The organism is Nosocomiicoccus sp. HMSC059G07, from assembly GCF_001815515.1.
Classification (GTDB): domain Bacteria; phylum Bacillota; class Bacilli; order Staphylococcales; family Salinicoccaceae; genus Nosocomiicoccus; species Nosocomiicoccus ampullae_A.
Genome location: NZ_KV820885.1, coordinates 1 through 24,401 on the forward strand (window position 1 = coordinate 1; position 24,401 = coordinate 24,401).

Below are 24,401 nucleotides of genomic sequence, written 5' to 3' on the forward strand. Positions count from 1 at the left end.
ATTATTTTTGGTTAATAAATGACCGTAGTTATCCAATATAATAATATGTGTTTCCCAACCGTTTTCTCTATAAAATTCTTCTCCTTCCTTACTTGCAGTTAAAGCGTCAAAAGGATGTTCTTTGCTGTCGCCAGTATCATGTTCTCCGACAATCCAATAAATAGGGAAGTCGCCCGGTATAATTTCATCTTTTGGAATACGCTCACTTATATTTTCAACTTTTGGAGAACCGCCGCCTCCAAAAAGAACTGCGCCTCCTTCTTTAATATCTACCTTTTGAAGCTTTTCGATTAGCCAGTAAGATGCGATTTCGGCACCACCTGAAAATCCACCTATCCAAAGATTATTATGGTGCGGAAGAGACTGAATTAATTCAATAAGATAATCTGAATTAAGATCTCCTTCTTCCCACCACGTATCATATTTTGTTGAAGGTGTTTTAGGAACGACTAGAGTTAAATTTTTATCTTTTGCCACATGTTTAATCCCTTTTGAACCTTCTAAATACTCTTTTGACTTTGGATTCTGATATTCAAAAGCACCGTCACCATGTAACCATAATAGTATGCCTTTAGAATTACTCACCGGGTAAATCATGTATTCACCTTCACGTCCATTGGATGAAGTGAATGTTTTAGTAGAAGGACTGTTTACTTTATAAATAAATAATGTGAGTAATAAAATTGCTATAATTATAAGCAATACCCACTTTAATTTAATGTCCAATTTTAGTTCTCCTTAATGAATTAGCTATTTAAATTTACATCATTGTGACTTTTTATCATAGTATATATAATTAAATTTAATTACAATGAATATTATTTTATGAGAAGAGTGGTCTATCATGAATAAAGTAAGTGAAGAATATTGGAATGATTATTGGAAAAATCAAGAAAAGCCTAAATCAGTGAGTGCATTGCAATTTGGGGATGATCCTGACACTCTTGCACAGTTAGTGGTAGATGGTATTAAAACCGCAACTTGTTCAGGACGTGTATTTTATGAAATCGAAAACGAACCTCTGCCTACAACAGAGGATTACAGCATTATTTTGAACAGTGAAAATGAGCCCGTAGCAATTATCAAAACAGTTGAAGTGACTATAACTCCAATGAATGAGGTCAGTGAAGAATTTGCGATTGCGGAAGGTGAAGGAGATAGAACTTACCAATATTGGTGGGATGAGCATGAGAAATTCTTTAAAAAAGAACTCGGTGCTATCGGCCATGAGTTTTCAGAAGACATGCTCCTTGTTTGTGAACGATTCGAATTGATTGATGTAAGAAAATAATTCAACGAATATGACATGGAAAAATAAAATTACATAATAGGAGGGAATATCATGCAACCAAAAGAGTTAGCGCAACTGATACTACAAGGTGATTTTGAAACAGTGTATAGTCAAACAGATAATGAATTTTAAAACGAGATATCTCTAGATGAATTTCGTGAGGTAGCGGAAGATTTTACAAAAGATATTACGGGACTGGAATTTCAATCTGAACTGTTTGATAATGACGAGTCAAAGCAGTATGTATAGTTAGACGATAGTGGCACTAAAGGTATTGTTGCCGTGTTTAATAAAGATGATTTGATGGATGGAATACAATTTTTACCAGTAGAGAGCTATCCAGAAACAGATGAAGTATTTACTAAAACAAAGTTTACACCCCCATTTAAGGGTGAGTGGCTAGTTGTTTGGGGTGGCATAAACACCCTAGTGAACTATCATTATGAGTATGAATCACAACGTTATGCGTATGATTTTATCGTTGTAAAAGACAAAAAATCATATGAGGGAGACAAAGAACTCAATGAAAGTTATTATGCGTTTGGCAAAGAGTATATCGCACCTGCAGATGGTATCGTTGTAGGGATTGAAAATGACATTAAAGATAACGAACCTGTTGGGGTATCTAATACAGATGATCCAGCTGGAAACTATGTTATTTTAGATCATGGAAATGATGAATTTAGCCATCTTTCTCATTTTAAGTATCAATCAATTGTCGTTAAAGAAGGAGATACTGTAAAGAGAGGCGACTTACTTGGTCTTGTTGGAAACTCTGGGAACTCAAGTGAAGCTCATATCCATTTCCACGTTGCTGATTCAAGTGATTTGTGGGATTCAAAAAGTATTCGAATTAATTTTGATGGAAATAATGATATGCACCAGGGGGATATAATCACACGATAATAAAAATGACCTGTAGCTTTCAATACAATGATGTAATGGAAGTTACAGGTTTTATTTGTGTAAAGTACGTTGTATTAACGTTTAGACAATACATTTTCTAAGTATGCTATTTTTTTAAAATCTTTATTGTTGTTATTTTCATTTCTATAGCTGTCTTTTGATGAGGACTCGTATATTTTTAAAAATTGCTCGAGTGAAGGGACGTAAAATTCAGCACCCTCAATAGACATGTGCTGTAAATCAGATAACTGCACATTCGCGAATTCAGGTAATGTATCGATACACCCGTATTCAACACTCGTCGTGCCATTAGAAAACTCATGCTCATGTCGGTCAATTAAGCGATAGTCGAGACGATTCATGACCGACTGAATAGTATCAAAATGATAGATTCTCTCCTCGTCAGGCGCCTCCCAACCACGTGGATCTCCGTGTACATGTAAATCGACATCACTCGGATTCCAGTCTTTTTTAGACACTAATTCTAAACCTAAAGAGCCCATTAATGTTGGTTTTATATTTACTTGATTTAAAGCGCGACAAATTTTAATAAATTCATTGAATAGTAATTGATTCATTAGGCACCTCCTCTGATTATTTTATTCTGAAATGTTGAATTTGCTAATCTCAATAAAACTCGACGCCAATTCATCGACAGTTTCACTACATCCACCTTCAATCCATTTCATTAATATATTTAAAAACCCACCTGTATTATAATATAGTGCAAAAATCATATATTCGTCATTAATCTGATAATGAAATTTGTTTTTCACAGAGATATGAAGTTGAGGCAGTATATCATTGAACTGTTCTAATAATAAAGATGACAAACCATGATTATGTAGTAACTTTAATAAATCGATTTCTTCATAACATATGTTAAAGAATACATAAGATACATAATTCATTTTTAGCGATTGAGAATTATTCAATGCATCCATATACTTGTTTTTTATGTTTGAAATACCTACATTCAATATATCTTCTTTTGAATCAAAGTTTCTATAAAAAGTTGTTCTATCCAGATCCGCAAGTTTTGTAATCTCACCGATTGAAATACTGTCAAACGACTTTTCTTTCATAAGTTTTATCAAACTTTCGTATATCCACTGCTGTGACTGGATTACTGATGGATGATTAGAATTCTTCATTACGATTTCACTCCTGTGCAACAAAAGACGAGTTATGTTGAACTTCGTTACAAAGTGTTGAGCTTATGCTATATGTAATTTACTATATAATCAAAAGTTCTACAAATGTTGCAATTAGGAGAGAGAACAATGAAGAAATTTTTATCTAAAAGTTTAGTAAAAGCTGCTAGTTTTATGAGTATGGATAACCGAGTGAATTATTTCAAAGTATCTCCAGTTGGAATGGAAAACATCATGTTACAAGAAAAATATGTCAATAAAATAAAGATAGATCGAAAAATGATACCTTTAGTGAAACTATATGTTTCTGTTTTGAATGGATGTTCTTACTGTATAGAGATGCACTATAAAGAGGCATCAAAAAAGAAAATTGATAAGAAACATGTAGAATCGATTTTAAATTTAAATATAGATAGCGAAAACTTCAATGCAGAAGAAAGGGTGCTACTATTATTTGCTAAAAAATTAACGCTAATCTCAGAGTACTCAATTTCTGATGAAGAGTATTCAAATATGAGAAAATATTTGTCGGGAAAAGATTATGTTGATTTTATAATGCTTGTAAATCAAGTCAACACATGGAATCGTATTTCTATAGGGACAGGAAATATAGGGAATGACATAAATGTTTGAAGGAATATAGATTTATTGGTTATTCCCAATTTTATTTATGACACATGAGATAGAAGAAATTTTGTATTTGCCTAAATTCGTGAAATGTCTAAAGAAAGAGAGTAGTAATAATATTATTAAGCGTATTCCAGCTATCAATCGTATTTCTTTTGTAATTATTGTTTTTGAACAATTGATAGTGATTATATCTATCTCTTTATTTTGTTATATAAGCGACAACATCTCCTTATATATTGCTTTGATTATTGTTTATATAATTCATATATTGATTCATTACTTGCAAGCTATTATAATCAAAAAAATTATACCAGGATTTTATATGGGGACATTTAGCTCGATTATATTGATACTAATACTATTATCTCTAGATGTATCATATAGTGAGGTATTAGTTTATATACCAATAGTTTTATTATTAGCAGTAGTTAATTTAGTAGTCATGCATAAAATTACTGCTAGAATTTTAAAATATTAATGTCGTCCGGACATATATTAATTTCTTTATATATTAGAAATTAAGCACTTTTCGAGAAATCGAGAAGTGCTTTTTTTATTTCTCCAATTTATTTCCCCATTTCATATACATTTTATAAATGGGTTGTATTATAAGCTTGTAAATGTTTGAAGGAGGTTTGTGATGTTAAGGAATGCATGGGTGTATGTTACGAGAAAGATGAGACGGACGGTGATTTTGCTTTTAATTTTAGCGGTCGTTCTATCTTGTTTATATTCTTGTTTGAACTTTTTATATACGACAAATCAATTGAAGTCGTCTCTTGAGAAGTCATCTCGTTCTTCTCTAGTGGTGATGAAAAAAGACGGCGGTGATTTTTTAAGATCAGAGTTTGATTCTGTAGAAGGTGATAAAGAGATTGTTTCTAAATATAAGGGTCTCGCTAAGCCTAAAGGATTAAAGGTGATTGAAGCTGCTCAGACGGTGATGCGAGAGGATTTACCGAGTGAGTTTAGAAAAGTGCTCGCGTTTGAAGCGGTTGAGGATGTGAAACGTCATGAGTTGTTTCAAAGTGGCGCGTTTACTATTGAAGCGGGTGAAAACTTAAAAGAGAACGATGAGGATGGAATTTTAATTCATGAAGATCTCGCAAAAGAGAACAACTTAAAAGTGAATGATGAAATTCAGCTAGAGATGTTTGAGACAAATAGTGAACAGGCGCATAAGCCATATACGTTTAAAATTAAAGGGATTTTCTCTGGTAAAAAGCAAGAACAATATACAGGTTTAACATCTGATTTCAGTGAAAATACAGTGTTTATGAATTACAAAACGAGTCAGCGTGCACTTGGATTAGGTAATAATCAAGTTGTGAATGAATTAGAGATGTTCACAAAAGAACTAGGAAAATTAAAAGAAACGTTCGAAAAATCGAGCGTGCTTAGTGCGGAATTTTATTTTGAAGAAAAAAACGATCCGTTTAAAGACGTAATTGAATCATACGGCAGCATGAACGACATGATTAAGTTTATGACATATTCGATATTAGTCGGAGGAATTTTAGTATTATCACTCGTACTTACATTCTTTATCAGAGAACGCATTTACGAAATTGCGATTTTACTTTCGATTGGTGTTAGTAAGTTTAAAGTTATTATGCAGTTTTTAGCAGAACTTTTTATTATATCTATACCGGCACTCGTGTTGTCGTTTATCTTTAGCTATTTTGTTGTAGGGAGAATTATTGAGAAACAGTTAGTACAGAGTGAACTACAAATAGAAATGACGTATCAGTTATCTACATTTGTAATGAGTTATGGACTGTTGATTGTAATTATAGCGATATCTGTAGTTATCGCATCGTTAATGATTCTCGTTAAAACGCCAAAAGAGCTATTATCAAAAATTAGTTAGGAGATTATTATGAGCATATTAGAGATAAAAAACGTATCGTATCAATATAAAAGCGGTAAAGGAAAAGTATTATCGAATGTAACTGAAACATTTGAGAAAGGAAAATTTTACGCAATTGTCGGTAAATCTGGATCAGGTAAGTCGACGTTACTGTCGTTACTTGCTGGGCTCGATGAACCGACGAGTGGACAAATATTATTTGACGGTGAAGATATTAAAAATGCCGGGTACACAAAGCATAGAAAAGACCATATATCGTTAGTGTTTCAAAATTATAATTTAATCGATTATTTATCCCCACTTGAAAACATTCGTTTAGTGAACAAAGAAGCGTCATCAGACATATTATTAGAACTAGGACTTAGTCCAAATGAAGTAAAAAGAAACGTATTGAAACTTTCAGGTGGTCAGCAACAACGTGTAGCGATTGCACGTGCGCTAGTATCAAAAGCTCCGGTTATATTAGCAGATGAACCAACTGGAAACTTAGATGACAATACAGCGGCGGATATTATCGAAGTTCTAAAAGAACTCGCAATCGAAAGAGATAAGTGTGTCATCGTTGTTACACATAGTAGAGAGGTCGCAAAAGCGGCAGACGTCGTATTAGAACTGAAACAAAAAACACTTCAACGTGTCGATAGGGAGGCTGTAAAATGATAAAAAACGCCTTTCACTATGTGACGAGAAAGAAATTAAAAAGTTTAATTATAATGAGTGTCATTTTAATAATGACGACACTATCTTTAATTGGTTTATCTATTAAAGATTCTACTGAAAAAGCATCTGAAGAGACGTTTGGAAACGTCATGAATAGTTTTATTATGGAAATTAACCGACAAGTGAACCCAGGTACACCTAGAGGTGGGGGTAATATTAAAGGCGAAGATATTAAGAAGATATCAGAAGTAAAAAGTATCGATCACTACGTTAAAAGAATTAACAGTGTAGCAGACTTAGCAGACCATGATATTATCGAAACGCCTGAAACAAAAGTCGATCCGTCGAGTGACCGTGCAAAATACTTTAAGCGTACAGTCATGTTAACAGGGGTAAATGATTCATCTAAAGAAACTAAATTTGTATCTGAAAGTTATAAACTTGTTGAAGGTGAGCATTTAAAAGATGGAGACGTGAGTAAAGTCATCCTTCATAAAGAACTCGCTGAAAAGAATAATCTAAAAGTCGGAGATACAATTAAAATTAAATCTAACGTGTATGATGCGGATAACGAAAAAGGCGCTGATGAAACTGTAGAAGCGGAAATCATCGGATTGTTTGATGGAGAGAACAATGGACCAGTAACAGCACCCCAAGAATTATATCAAAATACGATAATGACAGATTTAAATACAGCAGCTAAAGTGTATGGAAATACTGAAGACACTGCAGTATATCAAGATGCGACATTCTTCGTTAAAGGAGATACGAGTTTAGAAACGGTCGTTAAAGACCTTGAAAAACTCGACATCAACTGGAGTATGTATAGTTTAGTTAAGAGTACGTCAAACTTCCCAGCGTTAGAAGAGTCAATCTCAAATATTAGCAGCATTGCGAACACGTTGTTTATCGGTTCACTTATATTTGCTGGTGTCATCGTGTCATTACTATTATTCTTATGGATGAACGCCAGAAGAAAAGAAATTGCGATACTATTATCGTTAGGGATTTCTAAAGGTCAAATACTAATGCAACTTATTTTTGAAGTGATATTTATATCAATCCCTGCATTTATTGCCTCAACGATTATCGCAAAATACACAGCTCAAATATTCGGTGAAAAAATCTTAAGCAAAGTATCTGGCGATATCCAAAAACAAATCGAGTCACAATCATCATCTAGTCAGTTAGGTGGCGGTGCGGAAGTCGATGGATTTAATAGAACTTTAACGCATTTAGATGTTAATATATTAACTGAATCAATCGTTTACGTCGTAATCTTTATGTCTATCGTTTTACTCGTATCAGTCATCATTGCTTCTATAAATATTCTTAAAAAGAATCCGAAAGAGTTGCTTATAGATACGAAATAAGAGAATACAAGTATTAGGTAAGGAGATCATATGAAAGTACTCATTGTTGAAGATGACAAAATAATAAGAGAAGGCATCGCGGAGTATTTATCTGAATTTGGCTACACTGTGATAGAAGCTGAAGATGGTGGAGTAGCGCTAGAATTATTTAACCGTGATATAAAGCTCGTTATACTAGACATACAACTACCAGTCATGAACGGTTTAGATGTGTTAAAAGAGATTAGAAAAAAGAGTACGTTACCGGTCTTGATGTTAACAGCTTTTAACGATGAAGCGTATAAAATCGATGCGTTTACGCACTTTGCAGATGGCTATATCGAAAAACCATTCTCCTTACCTGTATTAAAAGTAAGAGTCGATGCGCTCATTAAAAAACATTATAGTAACGTAGAAAGTTTTGAGTATCGTGATACAGAAGTGAACTTCACAAGTTACACAGCGACAGTGAACGGTGAGCCAGTTGACGTGAATCCGAAAGAATTAGAGATATTAAAGTGTTTACTCATCAATGAAGGTAATGCATTAACGCGGTCGCAAATATTAGATAACGTATGGAAAGATACCGACGACGCCCCCTATGACCGCGTGATTGATGTGTACATTAAAGAATTGCGAAAGAAACTACAGCTCGACTGTATTAAAACGATACGTAATGTCGGCTATAGACTGGAGAGACAATAACATTATGAAGATATTTCCTAAAATGTTTATACAAATCTTTTCAGTTCTATTAGTCGTTACGCTACTCATTCATCTATTTGTCTTTTTAATTTTCCCAAAGCCATATTTAGAAAGTCGAAAAGATGAAATTTATCGTAAAGCAGAAGAAATATCAGCAAACTTAAATGGAGAGTCACTGTACTATGTCCAAGAATCATTAAATTTCTATTCGGAGAATAGTGAAATTAAAGTCACTTTAAAAGGAAACCACAATAACAATGCTGTAGAGATTAACAAAGACGTTATGATCGATCCGACGAGTAGTAATAACTCACTTATCATCGAGGAGCGTACAATTACTTTAAATAGTGGTGAAAATCTAGACGTTCAGTTTATATCAACCGCAGATATGCAAAAGGATGCGAGAGATTTAAGCTTTAAGTTTCTCCCGTATTCACTCCTGTTATCATTAATCGTATCTGTTATCGTTGCACTCGTGTATGCAAAGTTTATTAAAAATAATATAGAAGAGATAAAATCTGTGACAGACGATATGATGTTGCTCGATAAAAACGCATCGTTAACCGTCACGTCAAACGACGAAATCGGAGATTTAAAAAGACAAATTAACGAATTGTATTTTACGCTGCTACAGTCGATAGACGATTTAGAAGTTAAAAACAAAGAAATTTTAAAATTAGAAGCGTTAAAGTATGACTTTTATAGAGGCGCATCTCACGAGTTAAAAACACCACTTGCAAGTCTAAAAATTATACTCGAGAATATGCAGTATAACATCGGGAAATACAAAGATAGAGATAAATATATCGCGAATTGTATTGAAATTACAGATGAACTTTCACAAAACATCACGCAAATTTTATCGTTGTCATCTGTCGATCATTTAAAGGAAGATGAAGCGGAAATTCTAATTAACGACGTCTTACAAAACGTTTTAGATAAATATCGTGTGATTTCAAAACAAAAAAATATTACAATTAGTAATCGAGTAGAAGACGAGACGATATATATTAACCATCAGGCGTTAACAATGATTATGTCAAACTTAGTGAGTAACGCAGTCAAATATACCGACGATCACGGTGAGATTAATATCGGTGTCGATAATGACTGGTTCTTTATCGAAAATACGTATAAAAATGTTAAAGCGCTAAATACTGACGGGATATTTGATGTGAAATTTGATATCAACAAGAAGACGAGTAATGGACTCGGCTTATATATCGTGAGTAGTTTATTAGATAATTACAATAAGCAATATAAAGTTGAAACGACAGACAAAGCATTTATTTTTAAAATAAAAATTAACGTATAATAATATGGAGTCACCTCTATGAAAATAGAGGTGATTTTTAATATGAATCTATAAAAACGTTTTCTTGAAAACGCTATCTTTATTATTGTATATTCGATATACTAGATTTATAAAACTTCAGAAAGGGAGACAAAATATGATTACATTTTTAGTTAGTATAGTTTTATTAATTATCGGTTACTTTACTTATGGTAAATACGTTGAACGCGTGTTTATGCCAAAAGAACGTCCGACACCTGCGTATACGCATAGTGACGGTGTTGACTATGTGCCGATGAATACGAGAAAAAACTCTCTTATACAGTTATTAAATATCGCAGGAGTCGGACCTATTTTTGGTCCGATTATGGGCGCGCTTTACGGGCCGGTTGCATTCCTTTGGATCGTCATCGGTGCTATCTTTGCTGGTGGTGTACACGACTACTTAACAGGGATGATCTCTATTCGTAACCGTGGTGCACATTTACCAGAGCTTGCAGGTAAATTTTTAGGAAAAGTGATGAAGCACGTCGTAAACGCGTTCTCGTTATTGCTATTAGTGCTCGTTGGAACAGTGTTTGTATCCGCACCTGCAGACTTACTATACAATTTAATGAATGGAAAGATTGCGTTAACAGTTATTTTAGTACTGATATTTGCGTACTATATTTTAGCGACACTGTTACCAATCGATAAAATCATCGGTCGATTTTATCCGATTTTCGGTCTATTACTTCTCATCAGTGCGATTGGTATTGGTGGCGGATTAATTATAAAAGGTGCCCCGATCCCAGAAATCACACTACAAAATTTACATCCGGAAAACCTTCCGATTTTCCCGTTATTATTCTTAACGATTTCATGTGGTGCGTTATCTGGATTCCACGCAACTCAGTCACCAATTATTTCGCGTACGACTGAAAAAGAAGGCCAAGGTCGTAAAATTTTCTATGGTATGATGATCGCAGAAGGAATTATCGCAATGATCTGGGCAGCAGCAGGTATGAGCTTATTCTCAGGTGAAAACTTAAACGAATTACTCGCTTCAGGTGGACCGGCAGTTGTCGTAAGTGAAATCGCAACCACGATGTTAGGGGCAGTTGGTGGAACACTCGCAATTTTAGGGGTAATCATTTTACCAATCACGTCAGGAGACACTGCATTCCGTGGTGCACGTATGATCATTGCAGACTACTTTAACATTGGGCAATCTAAAATTAGTAAACGTCTAATGATCGCTTTACCGATGTTCGTCATTTCAATCGCTTTAACACAAATGGACTTTAATATATTATGGCGCTACTTCTCATGGGCGAACCAATCGACAGCAGTCATCGCACTATTTGTTGGAGCGATGTACTTATTTGTCAGTAAGAAAAACTACTGGATTGCACTCATTCCAGGTATATTTATGTTAATGGCGACGACGACTTATATTTTAAACGCCAAAATCGGATTTAACTTACCAATGAACGTGTCGTATATCGGTGCGACTGTTGTAACAGTTGTATTAACAGCAGCGTTCTTTATTGCAGCAAAACGCGCGCGTAGAGACGAGATACCGTTAGAAGAAGATATATCACATTACAAGCCGACGTATGCCGTGACGGAATGATGATTTAGAAATTAGATAAAGAATTTGACGCAGATTAAAGCGTTTTGTATATTAAAGTTAATATAAGAGATACACTAGGGGAATTTAGAAATAAATTGAGATGAGTTTACTCAGACCCTTTGAACCTGATCTAGTTTAAACTAGCGTAGGAAAGTGTGCATATACATAACGGATTGCTGCGTGCAATTCTTCTTTGTGCACCTTCCTAATTGGAAGGTGTATTTTTTATATGAAAAATATTAAAGGAGTATTGGTATGAAGACAATTTTAGTCACAGGTGGCGCACGTGGATTAGGTGCAGCAATTGTTGATGCGTTAAGCGCTAAAGGTTACAACGTCGTTATTAATTATAACGAGAGTAAGGAATTAGCAGAGAAAAAGGTACAAGAATTAGGAGAGGACAAAGCAATCGCATATAAAGCAGATGTTAGAAACCGTGAAGAAGTTGACCAAATGGTTGAAGCGGCGATTGAAAAATTTGGTCGTATCGACGGCATTGTTAATAATGCTTTAATTGGATTTAAGTTCGATCCAGTCGCACAAAAAGCATTTAAAGATTTAGATTGGGAAGATTACGAACAGCAATTAGAAGGTACGATGAAAGCAGCATTTAACGTAAGTCAAAGTGTGATTGAACATTTCATTGAACAAAAAAGCGGTTCGATTGTTAACATCGGTACAAATCTCTTCCAAAACCCGGTCGTACCATATCATGAATATACGAGCGCAAAAGCTGGTTTACTCGGTATGACTAGAAATATCGCAAGTGAACTCGGTCAACATGGAATTCGTGCAAACATGGTGTCTGGTGGGTTATTAAAGACAACAGATGCTTCGAGTGTTACGACAGATGAGGTGTTTGATTTAATAGCGAATAATACACCACTTAGACAAGTCACAACGCCAAATGATGTTGCAAATATGGTCGCATTCCTTTCTTCAGATGAAGCGAAAAGTGTGACAGGGCAAAACATTACAGTAGATGGTGGACTGACGATGAACTAGTACGCGCTCTAATATTGAACAGTATTTAATTTTTCAGATAATTTTAAAAATTGTATTGATTTTAATTTCTTGTGTGTGATATAGTTATTCACAACAATAAATTAAAGCTGTTGATGAGGAAAGTAAAAGTAATGAAGACGTTACAGAGAGTCTTTGGTTGGTGAAAAAAGACGGTTGGAATTATTTTGAAAATGGCCTCTAAAGCATTGATTCGAACTTTAAAGTAAGAGTTAATCGGTTGCTTCCGTTACAAAGCCAGGGTATAAGCGTATATTTACGCCGTACCTGTGAGGTGTATTTCGCAAGAAATGCATAAAGTAAGGTGGTAACACGTGTATAGCGTCCTTTGAATTGTAAATTTCAAAGGACGTTTTTTTATTGGCAGCTATTTAAATGGGGCGATTAAAATCGAAAGTGACATGATGAAAAACGAGTTGAAGAAAAATTAAATTAAAAATTAGGAGATGTTTAATATGACAAAAGGACCATTCAAAGCAGATCACGTAGGAAGTTTACTTAGACCAGAACGTATTCATAACGCACGAAAAGATTTTAAAGCAGGCAATATTTCTAAAGAAGAATTATTTAAAATAGAAACAGAAGAAATTGAAAAAGTTGTCGATAAACAAATCGAAGTAGGGTTAAAAGCAGTCACAGATGGAGAATTCAGAAGACGATTTTGGCACACAGACTTTTTAGAACAATTAATTGGTGTTGAAGGGTACGAGCCAGAACAAGGATACACGTTCGTCGGTGAAGTTACAGAAGCGTGGAACATTCGAAATAACGGTAAAATTTCGTTTAACAAAAACCACCCTCACGTCGAAGAGTTTAAATTGTTTAAGAAAATAGTAAACGGACGTGCAGTCGCAAAACAAACGATCCCAAGCCCGAACCAACTATTTAACGAAGGTATTCGCGATAAGTCTATCTATCCAGATATTAAAGACTATGCGGACGATATTATAAAAACATATCAAGATGCAGTCGAGGCGTTTTATGAAGCGGGTTGTCGTTACTTACAATTTGACGATGTGTACATCGCAGGACTTAATGCAGAAGATTACTTATGGGGAGATACTGAATTAAGTCGACAAGAAGCAATTGATTTAGCTTTATATGTAGTGAACTCTATTTTAGAAGTAAAACCAGATGATCTCGTCATCACAACGCATCTATGCCGTGGTAACTACCGTTCAAAATACGCATTCGAAGGCAGTTATGCAAAAATCGCACCGACATTATTTAAAAAAGAGAAAGTCGATGGATTCTTCTTAGAATATGATGATGACAGATCCGGAGACTTTAAACCACTAGATTATATTCCGAACGATGGTCCAAAAGTAGTGCTTGGATTATTTACCTCTAAACACGGTGAACTTGAAGACAAAGAAACAATAAAAGAAAGAATCAAAGAAGCGAGTCAATTTATACCGAAATCACAAATTTGCTTATCACCGCAATGCGGTTTCGCTTCAACGCACCATGGTAATTTACTCACTGAAGAAGAACAGTGGAACAAACTTCGTTACATTGTAGAGCTAGCAGAAGAACTACTTGTTGAGGGAGAATAATTTGAAAAATTTAAAAAGATGTTTAAGAAAAATTTAAACGGGCATACTTTAATTAACAACATACGATAGGCATATAATCTTAACAATTAAAATAATGATTACCATCAAGGTAAGCATAGGAGGAAGATTATAATGAGTTTTGTACAAGGAAGTTATAATTCATCAGAAGAAGCATTAGAAGCAGTTAAAGGGTTAAAAGCAGAAGGGTACAGAGAAGACCAAATTAGATTAGTAGCAAACGAATCAACACGTGATACATTTGTAAATAATTCAGGTGTAGACGTTACTTCAGCAGAAGGAGCAAATGGTGTAAACCATGAAGACGAGTCATTCTGGGACAAAATTGTAAATGCATTTACAGTTGAAGATGACTATGAACATCGTGTTGGACAAGACGGCGATGTGTTAGCGGATTACCGTTCAGATATTGATGCAGGTAAGGTGCTCGTTGTAGTAGACGGCGAACGTGGAAATGTTTCAGAGGCTAACGCAGTAGATGGCGCAGCACCAGTTGGTGGTGCTTATGAAGATAGAGACGTGAATGACCGTAGCCGCGTAGCAGACGCTGACACACAAAATGTAGAATTAAAAGAAGAGCAACTTGACGTTAATAAACGTGAAGTTGAAAGTGGTCAAGTAAACGTTTCTAAAAACGTAGTTGAAGACAGAGAGTCAATTGACGTTCCAGTTGAACATGACGAAGTTGTAATTGAACGCCATAAAGTTGAAGACGGTAGAGAAGCTAAAGATGGAGACTTCCATGACGAAGATTACTCTATTCCATTAACAGAAGAACAAGTAGACGTTGATAAAAAATCAGTAGTCACTGAAGAAGTAGAAGTAGGTAAACGTCGTGTTACAGATACTGAACACTTTGAAGACAACGTTAGACGTGAAGAACTAGACGTTCAAACGGATGGTAATGTTAATGTAGAAAAAGACCAAGATAGATTTGATAGATAAATCAAATAAAAACTTTTAAATAGTAAGTTATTAGACTGTAGATTTAATCTACAGTCTTTTTTATTAATGTTATTTTTCAACACTCTTTGGGTAAATATTTTTTATCAGCTAAAAGGAGTGAATCTTATGGGAGAAATTGTCATTAAAAAGAGCAAAAAGAAAGTAACGATGCTAATCTTATTCTCGATTGCCTTTATCGGTCTAAGCGTATTTATACTGCTCTATGGTTTAAATAAAGAAAGCTTATTACTATCAATCATAGGTGGAGCAGGGATCGGTTTTTCTCTCGCGGGTCTAATTGCTACGATTAAAATGTACCGTTCAGGAGATACGTTACTCGTTATTAACGACAAAGGATTTTACGATTATTCATCACTCATGGCGACAAATGATCAGTTAATTGAATGGAGTGAAGTCAGTCAAATTCAACATGCTGAAATGAGCGGACAGCAATTCGTGAATGTTCAATTAAAAAATCCAGATGAGACACTACGCAATCTGTCAGATTTTGCTAAAAAGATGGCAAAAGCAAACGAAAATATGGGCTTGCCAGGAATTAACGTAAACGCAAATATCGCAGTCGGGTACGATGCAACAGAATTAGTCGAACTCATGAATAGTTACTTAAAACAAGCGAATAATTAAAAGAGATAGGTCTTATACTACGAAGTAGTGTAAGGCTTTTTTAATGAGTGTCGAAACATTGACTTAAAAATTTCAAACATGTTATTATATAGAACGTAACAATTACGATTTAGGAGATTTATAAATGAAAAGAATACCAGTAACTATACTTAGCGGTTACCTCGGTGCAGGTAAAACGACGCTAATGAACCACATTTTAAACAATACAGAAGGCTTAAAAGTAGCAGTACTCGTAAACGATATGAGTGAAATTAATATCGACGCAGACTTAATTGCGAATGGAAGTAGCTTAAGTCGTACAGATGAAAAGTTTGTAGAACTTTCTAACGGATGTATTTGTTGTACATTACGCGAGGACTTACTCGTAGAAATTGAAAAGTTATCTAAACAAGATATCGACTACATTTTAATCGAATCAACAGGTATCAGTGAGCCAGTTCCAGTTGCACAGACGTTTTCATATGTCGATGAATCACTCGGTATCGACTTAACAAAAACGACTTACATCGATACGATGGTCACAGTAGTAGACGCATATCGATTCTGGAATGACTATAACTCAGGCGAAACACTACTCGATCGCCAAGAAGGAATGAGCGAAGTCGACGAGCGTGAAGTGAGTGACTTACTCATCGACCAAATCGAGTTTTGTGACGTCATCGTATTAAATAAAACAGACTTAGTATCTGAAGATGAGTTATCACAATTAAAACGTACAATTCGTACGTTACAACCTGAAGCGGAAATTATTGAAACAGTGAACGCAGAATTACCACTCGAAAAGGTATTAAACACAGGGCGCTTTGATTATGAAAAAGCAGCATCATCTGCAGGATGGTTAAGAGAGCTTGAAATGGGACATGAAAACCATACACCAGAAACAGAAGAATACGGTATTTCAAGTTTCGTATATAAACGCACATTACCATTCAACGCAAAACGCTTTGACGATTTCTTACAAGAAATGCCAGAAAACATCGTCCGTGCAAAAGGACTCGCATGGCTCGCGTCAAGAAATGACTTTGCAATCATGGTATCACAAGCAGGAAGAAGTGTTGGAATCGAACCAGTGAGCTACTGGGTAGCAGCGATGCCTACAGAAACACGCCGTCAAATATTAGCAGAAAATAGAGAAATGGCACAAACGTGGGATCCAGAATACGGAGACAGAAGAAACGAACTCGTATTCATTGGAATCGACTTAGACAAAGAAGCAATCACAAAACAATTAGATGAATGCTTAATCAACACAAAAGAAATGGAACAAGACTGGAACACATTAGAAGACCCATATCCATGGCAGATTGCATAAAATTAAGCCCTACACCGAATATCGGTGTAGGGCTTGTTTTAATTCTTATTATGTGGGTTAGCTTCAGGGTTATTTTTGAAATACTCATCATGATCATGATACTCTTCAAACATATTTGCAAGCTGTAAGATTCGTTCATCATCTTTATACTTTTCATATAAATCATCGATACGATATTCTGAAGCTAAAGCAGGAGCATGTTCACTAGGTTTCGTATACTGATATAATGGTGCTTCCTGAGTTGTTACTAATACTACATATTCTTCTCCAATGGAAAAATAAGCATCACCATGCGAATTGGGCTTAGGAAGAACTAAATATATATCGACCTCATAAGGATAGGCTAAATCAAATGATCCATGATTAATATATGGAATGAGTCCAATCTTTTTAACCCCTGTTAATTCTTTATACTCAATACTTCTATCTGGCATATACAACTCATATGTATATTTGTTTTGAATGACATCATTTGCATCTGGCAATATATAATTGTCATCCTTAATAGGGATTTGGTCAAACCAAGTCATTGCGAGAATCTGGTTTCTAGTAAGTTCTTCTCTTTTAATTAACGGTTCGTCTTTCTTTTCTTCTTGTTTAGAATCCTCTACAGAATCATCTTTGTTTGAGTCATCTTTAGATGATTCATCGAATTCTTCAACATTCGAATTATCCTTTCGTTCGACCATATTGTCTTGAGTGGGAACAGGAGTTTTGCTACATGCGACTAAAACAAGTGTAAATAACATCATTACATAGATTATTTTCTTCATAATGCACCTCTAAAAACTTTTAATTATATTATATCAGAGTGAATAAACTATACATTAAAAAATATAATCAATATGTAAAATTTGATATAATAATAAGAGAGGGGAATATAAAAAGGAGGCATCATTATGAGTGAACAATTAACGAATAGACGAAAAGTCAGAGGGCTACTCCGAGAGTTAGAAGGCATTCTTTTTGATATTTCTGTAAAGGAAGCGGACAAAAACAACTTTCTCATCATAGAAAGTGAGTTAGAGTCGAAGCTCTTTAACGAAGGAGTTTCAGGTGGAGAAGACGAGCTAGAAATCGTCATTGCATTAACAGATGAAAACGTACACTATAAGCTAGAAGTAGAAGCGGAATATCCGTCAAGTAAACTAGAAGTTGAAGTGTATAAAAAAGGTGCAGATGAGCTAAAATTTGTACGTGCAAATGAACTACCTGCACAGCTGAAATCATCAGAAGAGTTCAGATCAAAATTAAACGAACTATCTAAAGTTGTAGAAAGCCTCGGTGGCGAAAACTTTACAGATCTGTTTGGAGAGTAGGGATAAAAAGGGAGCCAGTATTCTATTATGAATACTGGTTTCTTTGTCGTTAATTGGTATAATTATTAGTAATATGAAAAATTACGGGGTGAAATTATGTATAGTATTGGTTTAGACATTGGTATTGCAAGTGTTGGTTATTCTGTAATCGAAACGAATAGCGGTAGGATTGTTGAACTCGGTGCTAGAATATTCGAAGCAAGAAATAGTGACAACAACAAAGATCGAAGAGATTTCCGCGGGGGACGTCGTTTAATTCGTAGAAGAAAGACTCGTTTAGATGATGCAAAAAGATATCTTGATGATCAGGGTTTTAAGAACGACAAATCGCTTATTAATGTATGCCCTTACTCACTACGTGTGAAAGGTTTAACTGAAGAGCTGAGCAAATCAGAAATTCGTAAAGTGATTTTACATATCCTAAAAAAACGTGGAGTATCGTATTTATCGTCAGAAGACTTAGATACATCATCAGTAGATAATAAAGACTCTTTTAAACAAGCAGTTACTAAAAACTTAAGACAATTAGACGATAAGACACCGGGACAAATTCAATACGAACGTCTTCAAGAGAGTGGTCGTGTAAGAACAGGAATTAACCAAAACGGTCAATATCAATTAAACGTATTCGATGTTGCAAGTTATGCAAAAGAATTAAAACTTATATTAGAAACACAGCAACAATATCATCAAGAAATAGATGATCATTTTTTAGATTTCTTTACTAAAGATGGCTATCGTGAAGACGCAGGACTTATTTATAGAAAGAGACCATATTATGATGGTCCAGGAAATGCTGCTCAAAATAGTTCATACGGAAGATGGGCAAACTATCAAGTCGATGGTAAACCAGCAGAGAATATATTTGACCAATTAATTGGTAAAGATTTTACAGGAAAAATACGTGCCAGTAACTTAGGCCCAAGCGCTCAAAAATTTAACTTACTAAACGACTTAAACAACTTAAGAATTACAACACGTGAAGAAGAAAAATTAACATTCGAAGAGAAACAAGAAATTTTAGAAGTACTTGAGAATGATAGACCGAAAACATTCGGACCAAGAAATATCGCAAAAATGTTAAAAGTAGATATGGATGATATAAAAGGCTGGCGATTAAATAGTAGCGATAAACCTGAAATCCACACGATGAAAGAGTATAACGATATGAGATTAGTACTTGAAGCGGGTGGATTCGACATTAAAGCTATCGACTTAGATCATATCGAAGAAATCGCATCTCTCATTACATTAAATACTGAAAGAGAAGCGTTTGAGTTATCTCTAAGTAATGAAATAGACAATAACCTAAAACAGTTTTTAGTTGAAAACTTCAATGCGCTTAGAAAATGTAAACCTAATAATTCTTGGCATAGTTTCTCTAAAGAAAATTTACAAAGATTAATTACAGAGTTAGAGCACACATCAGATGAGCAAAACACGATATTAGAACGATTAGGCTTGAAATTCGACTTAAGGTCTAAATACTCTGATAGAGATACGTTACCAATTCACGAAGTGCTTGAAGAGATTTACAACCCTACAGTTAGTAAATCAGTAAGACAAACATTCCGTGTCCTCAACGCACTTGTTAAAAAGTATGGAAAAGAAAACATTGATTACGTAACTATTGAAATGCCTCGAGATAAAAACGAAGATGATCAAAAGAAAACAATCAGAGAAATCCAAAAAGTGAATAAAAATCGTAAAGATAAAAGTAAAGAATATTTCCTGAAGAAATCAGGGTGGTCTGAAGAGAAGTTCGAAGAAAAATTAAGAACCTCTAGACGTTTTGCGAGTAAACTATACTATTTCTATGAGCAAGATGGTTTATGCGCATATACAGGTCAGCAAATACAGCCAGAAGATTTATTAACTGAACGTGTAGAAGTCGACCATATTATCCCATTATCTGTGAGTTTAGATGACTCTATTAATAACAAAGTTTTAGTGACAAGTGAAGCAAACCAAAAGAAAGGCCAGCGTTCACCATATGATGCGTTTATGTCTGGTGACTTCAGTAAATATCGTACGTATGACGAATATAAAGCATGGGTACTTTCTAATAAATATAAGAAGTATAAGAAAGCATTATTACTTGAAGAACGTAATATCTTTGACCCAGAACTCGCAAAGAAATTTAGACAAAGGAACCTCAATGATACGAGATATGCAAGTAGAATTGTATTAAACGCCGTACAGAGTTTCTTCTATAAAACAGATACGAAGACTCGTGTGGTAAACGGTGCATTTACTCATACTCTTAGAAAGAAATGGAATTTAGCTGATAAAGACCGAGAAACACATCATCACCATGCAATCGATGCAACACTAGTAGCAGTAACTCCATTCGTTAAGGCAGAGCGATATGAGTACTATAAAGACAGTGAAGGCAAAGCGTCAATGGTCGATACTGTTACAGGAACAATTATTCCTTATAGTGAATATAAGAAAAAGAATCTATATGACAGAAGTAATTATCTTCTCATGTTTGGTAATGAATCAACAATTAACCAAGAAAAAGAAGATAAGAGTGCAGAATTTATTAGAAATTTAATACCAGCAAAAATATACCCAGAAATAAAGTTCTCGCATCAAGTAGACCGTAAATCGAATCGAAGGCTAAGTGACGCGACAATATACTCAACTAGAAGTTATACAGTAGAAAAAGGACGAGGTAAAAATAAAAGAGAAGTTATAGAAAGAGATATAATAGGAAAAATCAAAGATATTTACACAGCGGACGGTTACGCTGAGTATGTGAAATATAAAGATTCGCTATTAGTTAAAGAAATTGACGAGAAAACTTTTGAAAAGTTAGAAGCAATTATAGAAGAGTTCTCAGATACTGTAGAAGTTACTGATCAGCAAGGAAAAGTAAAGAAAGTTTCAAAGTCACCATTCCTACAGTACTGTGAAAAATATGATGTGCCGGGTGTAACAAAATATTCTAAAAAGAACAATGGACCAGTTATTCGATCTTTAAAATATAGATATACAAAATTAAGAAGCCACATAGATATTTCGCCTAAAAATAGTAAAAACACAGTCGCATTATTAACACTCGCACCATGGAGAACTGATGTCTATTATTCACAAGAAACAGCCTCATACCATCTATTAGGGCTGAAATATATTGACTTAAGTTTTAGAGATGGTGGATATGGCGTGTCTAGGAAAAGATATGAAGAAATCAAAAAGAATGAAAGAATCCCTGAAGACGGGGAGTTTAAGTTTAGTCTGTATAAAAAAGATTATATTGAAATAGAATTTGATAAGAAGATATTACCTGGTTTATATCAAAGTCGTGATGTATCAGCAAGGAATAAATTTAGTATGAAACCTATTGATAAAGCACAATGGACATCAAAAGAAGATGTTTTAATGTTTGGCAATGTAAAAGCGTCAGGTGTTTTCGAAAAAACGCTAAAGAAAAATTATGTTCTACGAAAATACCACGTAGATGTCCTTGGTAATAAATTTGAAGTAAAAGATGAAATTTTAAAAGATATTTTAGAATAATTGTTTACAAAATGTTATAAGTATGTAATACTATAGTTGTAATAATTATTACCTTGCTGACGAGCAAGCGAATGATTTATTGATAAGCAATTATTCGAGAATCTGCAGAAATAAGGGTTTATCCCGAATTCACCACCCGTAAGGGTGGTTTTTTTGTATCTATATTTAAGGAGGTATTAAATGTGGGATTTAGAACAGTTTTTATCAAAGATGGAGAAAAATTGAGTTTGAGATTAGATAATCTTTCTGTTAGAAAGAATAATGAAGATTATTTAATTCCATTAGTTGATATTGAAACAGTGATCTTAGAGGGGAATCAGACAGTTATCACTTCTAAAATTTTGTCAGCGTTTTCAAAATATCATATTGCGCTTGTCGTTTGCGACGATAAATACTTACCGACAGGGATGTACCTAGGTAAAGGTCAATATTATAGATCTGCTAAAAGAGCGATGTGGCAAGCAAAATGGAAAGAAATCGATAAGCAACTGGTGTGGAAAGAAATTGTTTATCAAAAAATATTGAATCAAATTCAAGTGCTTCAAAACGTCGATATCGAATTGAATAGTGAACGAAGTCAAATATTAATTGATTATCTAGAAAATATAATGATTGGTGATTCGACTAACCGTGAGGGTCATGCTGCTAAAGTCTATTTCAATTCCCTATTTGGTAATGGCTTCTCAAGAAAAGATACGAGTTTTGTAAATTTCTGCTTAGACTACGGTTATGCCATCATACGTGCTCAAATGGCACGTTCGGTATCGGCACTCGGGTTAATACCTGAACTTGGTGTGTTCCATAAAAATGAATACAACGCATATAATCTCGCAGATGATCTAATGGAACCATTTAGACCAATCGTCGACTATCTAATTGTCACAAATATACTTAAAAAATCCGAGAAACATCTTACATATGACATTCGATTAGAAATTATCGATTTTTTAAATCATGAAATAAAGATTAATAATAAAAAATTCTTTATTATGCAAGCTATTCATGATTACGTACAGAGCTTTATAAAAGCGATGGAAAATGAGAATTATTCACAATTACTTGATATACAAGTAAATAATATACAGAGCAGGTGAGAGAGTGAGGTACGAACAAGTGAGATTATTATGTATGTTTGATTTGCCAGTTCAAACTCCTGAAGAGAAAAGGCATTATCGTGTATTTAGAAAGCATCTAATCGAAAATGGATTTGTAATGTTACAGTATTCAATATATTATTGTTCATTACCGAATAGAAGCTCTTTAAAGAAGTACGAGAGAATACTTAAATCAAAGTTACCAAAAAAAGGTCAAGTCAGATTAATGTATGTCACTGAAAATCAATTTAAAGATATGCAGATTTTAGTCGGAACTAAAGCGCATCAAGAAGTTGTGGTTGGGACGAACAGGCTGGTGATTATATGACGAGATCTTTAATTTTTAGCTATTCAGGGCAGACATACGAACTCGACATTGATAACGCTTTAATATTCGTTGGGGGAGACCATGTAGCGAAACGAGAGTTCCATAAAATATTAAAAAGGTTTGCAGCATATGGTACCTACTCTCCATCAGAGGTGAGCTTATTTGGCGAAGTGGGCATCGAAATTGAATACGATAATAAGAAATTAACGAAAAATGAAAATGATTTTATTTTTATTGATAACTTGCATGATATACTCCACCAATTTGAATATAAGCGGAACAGCTTACTATTTAACGCAATAAGTGATTATAAAGATGATTATGAGATTAATAATATAATCTATAAAGTAAACGACCTATTAATTCATGTAGAAAATAAATTAAATCAAAATATGAGATTAGATAATAATCGAATATCACTAACGCTTAAAGATTTAACTTTTGATGACATTGTAAAAAATCTTATAGACGTAAATCACATATATAACGAGATAGAAGTACCTTCTTATTTTGTAAAACTAGAAGATACAATAGATAGTTTTCTAGCGTTACTAAAACAAAGAGTAGAAAACAGCAGTAAGATGCACTGGATCGTATTAAATAGTCCAGAATCAATCTTTAGAAGCGAAGCATTTTATTATTTCTACAAGAAACTAGAAAATGTAGCGCAAGAGACAGGACGACTTAAAATAATTGTATTACACTATCGTGCTGTACCTTATTACGATCTTACAGATATAGAGTCTATAGTACTCGCATTTAACGGGTTCCAACAATTGCCAGATATCGATTCATTTTATCAGTCCATCGAGAGAAACTATCCATGTAAATTAGTGGAAAGTAAAGTCGACGTTTTAAACTCGTTCTTTAGAGTATGTAACTTTATAGGAGATTATAATCGTACATATTATTATCTAATGCATAAAGATATGGTATTATTGTATGTATTGAGAGATATACTGAATGACGATTCAAATTTTGAAGTTGAAAATAGAAAGATTACAACTTTAGAAGAAAACTATCTCAAAAGCAAAGGATTTCGAATGTAAAAACCTCTATTTGAGGTTTTTGCACTCTCGATAATTGCTTATCAATAAAACAGCATTAAATAAGTCTCTAGTTCGTTAGTTGTTTTTGCACTCTCGATAATTGCTTATCAATA

The 24,401-nt window shown here is 34.2% G+C and carries 24 protein-coding genes, 1 riboswitch and 1 other annotated feature; of the genes, 20 read left to right on the forward strand and 4 right to left on the reverse strand.

Features of this window, described 5'->3' with window-relative positions:
• On the reverse strand, positions 1 to 726 hold a 726-nt coding region (locus HMPREF3029_RS08765), incomplete at its 3' end, for a hypothetical protein (RefSeq protein ID WP_070710446.1).
• Between the two features lie 118 nt (positions 727 to 844).
• On the opposite strand from HMPREF3029_RS08765, the gene HMPREF3029_RS08770 reads away from it, so the two are divergent.
• Both HMPREF3029_RS08770 and HMPREF3029_RS08775 read left to right on the forward strand, forming a co-directional pair.
• Entirely contained in the window at positions 845 to 1,291 is a 447-nt protein-coding gene (locus tag HMPREF3029_RS08770; RefSeq protein WP_070710448.1) for an ASCH domain-containing protein, read from the forward strand.
• Positions 1,292 to 1,573: 282 nt separating this feature from the next.
• Positions 1,574 to 2,197, forward strand: a complete 624-nt coding sequence (locus tag HMPREF3029_RS08775) for a M23 family metallopeptidase (protein ID WP_144265463.1) — start codon at positions 1,574 to 1,576, stop codon at positions 2,195 to 2,197.
• Between the two features lie 74 nt (positions 2,198 to 2,271).
• Here the strand turns inward: HMPREF3029_RS08775 and HMPREF3029_RS08780 are convergent, their stop codons facing one another.
• Entirely contained in the window at positions 2,272 to 2,775 is a 504-nt protein-coding gene (locus HMPREF3029_RS08780) for a phosphoribosylanthranilate isomerase (protein ID WP_070710452.1), read from the reverse strand.
• Positions 2,776 to 2,796: 21 nt separating this feature from the next.
• Entirely contained in the window at positions 2,797 to 3,351 is a 555-nt protein-coding gene (locus tag HMPREF3029_RS08785) for a TetR/AcrR family transcriptional regulator (RefSeq protein WP_070710454.1), read from the reverse strand.
• A 129-nt stretch (positions 3,352 to 3,480) separates the two neighbouring features.
• On the opposite strand from HMPREF3029_RS08785, the gene HMPREF3029_RS08790 reads away from it, so the two are divergent.
• The 13 genes from HMPREF3029_RS08790 (at position 3,481) to HMPREF3029_RS08850 (ending at position 16,976) form a co-directional block, all read left to right on the forward strand.
• A complete protein-coding gene (locus tag HMPREF3029_RS08790; protein WP_070710456.1) occupies positions 3,481 to 3,984 on the forward strand; it encodes a carboxymuconolactone decarboxylase family protein in 504 nt (167 codons plus the stop codon).
• A 28-nt stretch (positions 3,985 to 4,012) separates the two neighbouring features.
• A complete protein-coding gene (locus tag HMPREF3029_RS09760) occupies positions 4,013 to 4,459 on the forward strand; it encodes an HXXEE domain-containing protein (protein ID WP_371327394.1) in 447 nt (148 codons plus the stop codon).
• Positions 4,460 to 4,621: 162 nt separating this feature from the next.
• On the forward strand, positions 4,622 to 5,851 hold the full coding sequence (locus HMPREF3029_RS08800; RefSeq protein ID WP_070710460.1) for an ABC transporter permease: 1,230 nt from the start codon (positions 4,622 to 4,624) through the stop codon (positions 5,849 to 5,851).
• Between the two features lie 9 nt (positions 5,852 to 5,860).
• Positions 5,861 to 6,511: an ABC transporter ATP-binding protein gene (locus HMPREF3029_RS08805; protein WP_070710462.1), complete on the forward strand. Its 651-nt coding sequence runs from the start codon at positions 5,861 to 5,863 to the stop codon at positions 6,509 to 6,511.
• A complete protein-coding gene (locus HMPREF3029_RS08810) occupies positions 6,508 to 7,884 on the forward strand; it encodes an ABC transporter permease (protein ID WP_068130254.1) in 1,377 nt (458 codons plus the stop codon). The genes HMPREF3029_RS08805 and HMPREF3029_RS08810 overlap by 4 nt, the downstream gene beginning before the upstream one ends.
• A 30-nt stretch (positions 7,885 to 7,914) precedes the next feature.
• Positions 7,915 to 8,568 (forward strand): response regulator transcription factor, encoded by a 654-nt coding sequence (locus HMPREF3029_RS08815; RefSeq protein ID WP_070623791.1) that lies wholly within the window; start codon positions 7,915 to 7,917, stop codon positions 8,566 to 8,568.
• A 4-nt stretch (positions 8,569 to 8,572) separates the two neighbouring features.
• The gene (locus HMPREF3029_RS08820; protein ID WP_070710464.1) at positions 8,573 to 9,883 is read left to right on the forward strand and encodes a sensor histidine kinase; all 1,311 of its coding nucleotides are present in this window, start codon (positions 8,573 to 8,575) and stop codon (positions 9,881 to 9,883) included.
• Positions 9,884 to 10,019: 136 nt separating this feature from the next.
• Positions 10,020 to 11,477 (forward strand): carbon starvation CstA family protein, encoded by a 1,458-nt coding sequence (locus tag HMPREF3029_RS08825; RefSeq protein ID WP_070457109.1) that lies wholly within the window; start codon positions 10,020 to 10,022, stop codon positions 11,475 to 11,477.
• Positions 11,478 to 11,543: 66 nt separating this feature from the next.
• A riboswitch (TPP riboswitch) is annotated at positions 11,544 to 11,646 on the forward strand.
• Positions 11,647 to 11,732: 86 nt separating this feature from the next.
• The gene (locus HMPREF3029_RS08830; protein WP_040928465.1) at positions 11,733 to 12,482 is read left to right on the forward strand and encodes a 3-oxoacyl-ACP reductase; all 750 of its coding nucleotides are present in this window, start codon (positions 11,733 to 11,735) and stop codon (positions 12,480 to 12,482) included.
• A gap of 101 nt (positions 12,483 to 12,583) precedes the next feature.
• Positions 12,584 to 12,832 (forward strand) — a binding site (T-box leader).
• Between the two features lie 114 nt (positions 12,833 to 12,946).
• Entirely contained in the window at positions 12,947 to 14,056 is a 1,110-nt protein-coding gene (locus tag HMPREF3029_RS08835; RefSeq protein WP_371327393.1) for a 5-methyltetrahydropteroyltriglutamate--homocysteine S-methyltransferase, read from the forward strand.
• 132 nt (positions 14,057 to 14,188) lie between these two features.
• Positions 14,189 to 15,019 (forward strand): DUF2382 domain-containing protein, encoded by an 831-nt coding sequence (locus HMPREF3029_RS08840; RefSeq protein WP_070457107.1) that lies wholly within the window; start codon positions 14,189 to 14,191, stop codon positions 15,017 to 15,019.
• 126 nt (positions 15,020 to 15,145) lie between these two features.
• On the forward strand, positions 15,146 to 15,664 hold the full coding sequence (locus tag HMPREF3029_RS08845) for an STM3941 family protein (protein ID WP_070710469.1): 519 nt from the start codon (positions 15,146 to 15,148) through the stop codon (positions 15,662 to 15,664).
• 124 nt (positions 15,665 to 15,788) lie between these two features.
• Positions 15,789 to 16,976, forward strand: a complete 1,188-nt coding sequence (locus HMPREF3029_RS08850) for a GTP-binding protein (protein WP_070457105.1) — start codon at positions 15,789 to 15,791, stop codon at positions 16,974 to 16,976.
• A 38-nt stretch (positions 16,977 to 17,014) separates the two neighbouring features.
• Here the strand turns inward: HMPREF3029_RS08850 and HMPREF3029_RS08855 are convergent, their stop codons facing one another.
• Positions 17,015 to 17,749, reverse strand: coding sequence for a hypothetical protein (locus tag HMPREF3029_RS08855; protein WP_070710471.1), 735 nt, complete (start codon positions 17,747 to 17,749; stop codon positions 17,015 to 17,017).
• A gap of 126 nt (positions 17,750 to 17,875) precedes the next feature.
• On the opposite strand from HMPREF3029_RS08855, the gene HMPREF3029_RS08860 reads away from it, so the two are divergent.
• From HMPREF3029_RS08860 to csn2-St, 5 genes are all read left to right on the forward strand, one after another.
• On the forward strand, positions 17,876 to 18,295 hold the full coding sequence (locus HMPREF3029_RS08860) for a hypothetical protein (protein WP_070710473.1): 420 nt from the start codon (positions 17,876 to 17,878) through the stop codon (positions 18,293 to 18,295).
• A gap of 96 nt (positions 18,296 to 18,391) precedes the next feature.
• The gene (cas9, locus tag HMPREF3029_RS08865; RefSeq protein WP_070710475.1) at positions 18,392 to 21,817 is read left to right on the forward strand and encodes a type II CRISPR RNA-guided endonuclease Cas9; all 3,426 of its coding nucleotides are present in this window, start codon (positions 18,392 to 18,394) and stop codon (positions 21,815 to 21,817) included.
• A gap of 182 nt (positions 21,818 to 21,999) precedes the next feature.
• Positions 22,000 to 22,911 carry a type II CRISPR-associated endonuclease Cas1 gene (gene cas1, locus HMPREF3029_RS08870; RefSeq protein WP_070710477.1) on the forward strand — a complete coding sequence of 304 codons (912 nt, stop codon included), beginning with the start codon at positions 22,000 to 22,002 and terminating at the stop codon, positions 22,909 to 22,911.
• A gap of 4 nt (positions 22,912 to 22,915) precedes the next feature.
• Positions 22,916 to 23,239, forward strand: a complete 324-nt coding sequence (gene cas2, locus HMPREF3029_RS08875) for a CRISPR-associated endonuclease Cas2 (protein WP_246830720.1) — start codon at positions 22,916 to 22,918, stop codon at positions 23,237 to 23,239.
• Positions 23,236 to 24,288, forward strand: a complete 1,053-nt coding sequence (gene csn2-St, locus HMPREF3029_RS08880; protein ID WP_070710479.1) for a P-loop NTPase family protein — start codon at positions 23,236 to 23,238, stop codon at positions 24,286 to 24,288. Before cas2 ends, csn2-St begins: the two co-directional genes overlap by 4 nt.
• The last annotated feature ends 113 nt before the right edge of the window (positions 24,289 to 24,401 follow it).

Coding starts and splice junctions, on each gene's coding strand:
- HMPREF3029_RS08840 (WP_070457107.1), top strand. CDS start 14,189: ATGAGTTTTGTACAAGGAAGTTATAATTCATCAGAAGAAGCATTAGAA.
- HMPREF3029_RS08790 (WP_070710456.1), top strand. CDS start 3,481: ATGAAGAAATTTTTATCTAAAAGTTTAGTAAAAGCTGCTAGTTTTATG.
- HMPREF3029_RS08860 (WP_070710473.1), top strand. CDS start 17,876: ATGAGTGAACAATTAACGAATAGACGAAAAGTCAGAGGGCTACTCCGA.
- HMPREF3029_RS08825 (WP_070457109.1), top strand. CDS start 10,020: ATGATTACATTTTTAGTTAGTATAGTTTTATTAATTATCGGTTACTTT.
- HMPREF3029_RS08785 (WP_070710454.1), bottom strand. CDS start 3,351: ATGAAGAATTCTAATCATCCATCAGTAATCCAGTCACAGCAGTGGATA.
- HMPREF3029_RS08780 (WP_070710452.1), bottom strand. CDS start 2,775: ATGAATCAATTACTATTCAATGAATTTATTAAAATTTGTCGCGCTTTA.
- HMPREF3029_RS08835 (WP_371327393.1), top strand. CDS start 12,947: ATGTTTAATATGACAAAAGGACCATTCAAAGCAGATCACGTAGGAAGT.
- HMPREF3029_RS08815 (WP_070623791.1), top strand. CDS start 7,915: ATGAAAGTACTCATTGTTGAAGATGACAAAATAATAAGAGAAGGCATC.
- HMPREF3029_RS08830 (WP_040928465.1), top strand. CDS start 11,733: ATGAAGACAATTTTAGTCACAGGTGGCGCACGTGGATTAGGTGCAGCA.
- HMPREF3029_RS08850 (WP_070457105.1), top strand. CDS start 15,789: ATGAAAAGAATACCAGTAACTATACTTAGCGGTTACCTCGGTGCAGGT.
- HMPREF3029_RS08820 (WP_070710464.1), top strand. CDS start 8,573: ATGAAGATATTTCCTAAAATGTTTATACAAATCTTTTCAGTTCTATTA.
- HMPREF3029_RS08855 (WP_070710471.1), bottom strand. CDS start 17,749: ATGAAGAAAATAATCTATGTAATGATGTTATTTACACTTGTTTTAGTC.
- HMPREF3029_RS08810 (WP_068130254.1), top strand. CDS start 6,508: ATGATAAAAAACGCCTTTCACTATGTGACGAGAAAGAAATTAAAAAGT.
- HMPREF3029_RS08770 (WP_070710448.1), top strand. CDS start 845: ATGAATAAAGTAAGTGAAGAATATTGGAATGATTATTGGAAAAATCAA.
- HMPREF3029_RS08845 (WP_070710469.1), top strand. CDS start 15,146: ATGGGAGAAATTGTCATTAAAAAGAGCAAAAAGAAAGTAACGATGCTA.
- csn2-St (WP_070710479.1), top strand. CDS start 23,236: ATGACGAGATCTTTAATTTTTAGCTATTCAGGGCAGACATACGAACTC.
- HMPREF3029_RS08805 (WP_070710462.1), top strand. CDS start 5,861: ATGAGCATATTAGAGATAAAAAACGTATCGTATCAATATAAAAGCGGT.
- cas9 (WP_070710475.1), top strand. CDS start 18,392: ATGTATAGTATTGGTTTAGACATTGGTATTGCAAGTGTTGGTTATTCT.
- HMPREF3029_RS08800 (WP_070710460.1), top strand. CDS start 4,622: ATGTTAAGGAATGCATGGGTGTATGTTACGAGAAAGATGAGACGGACG.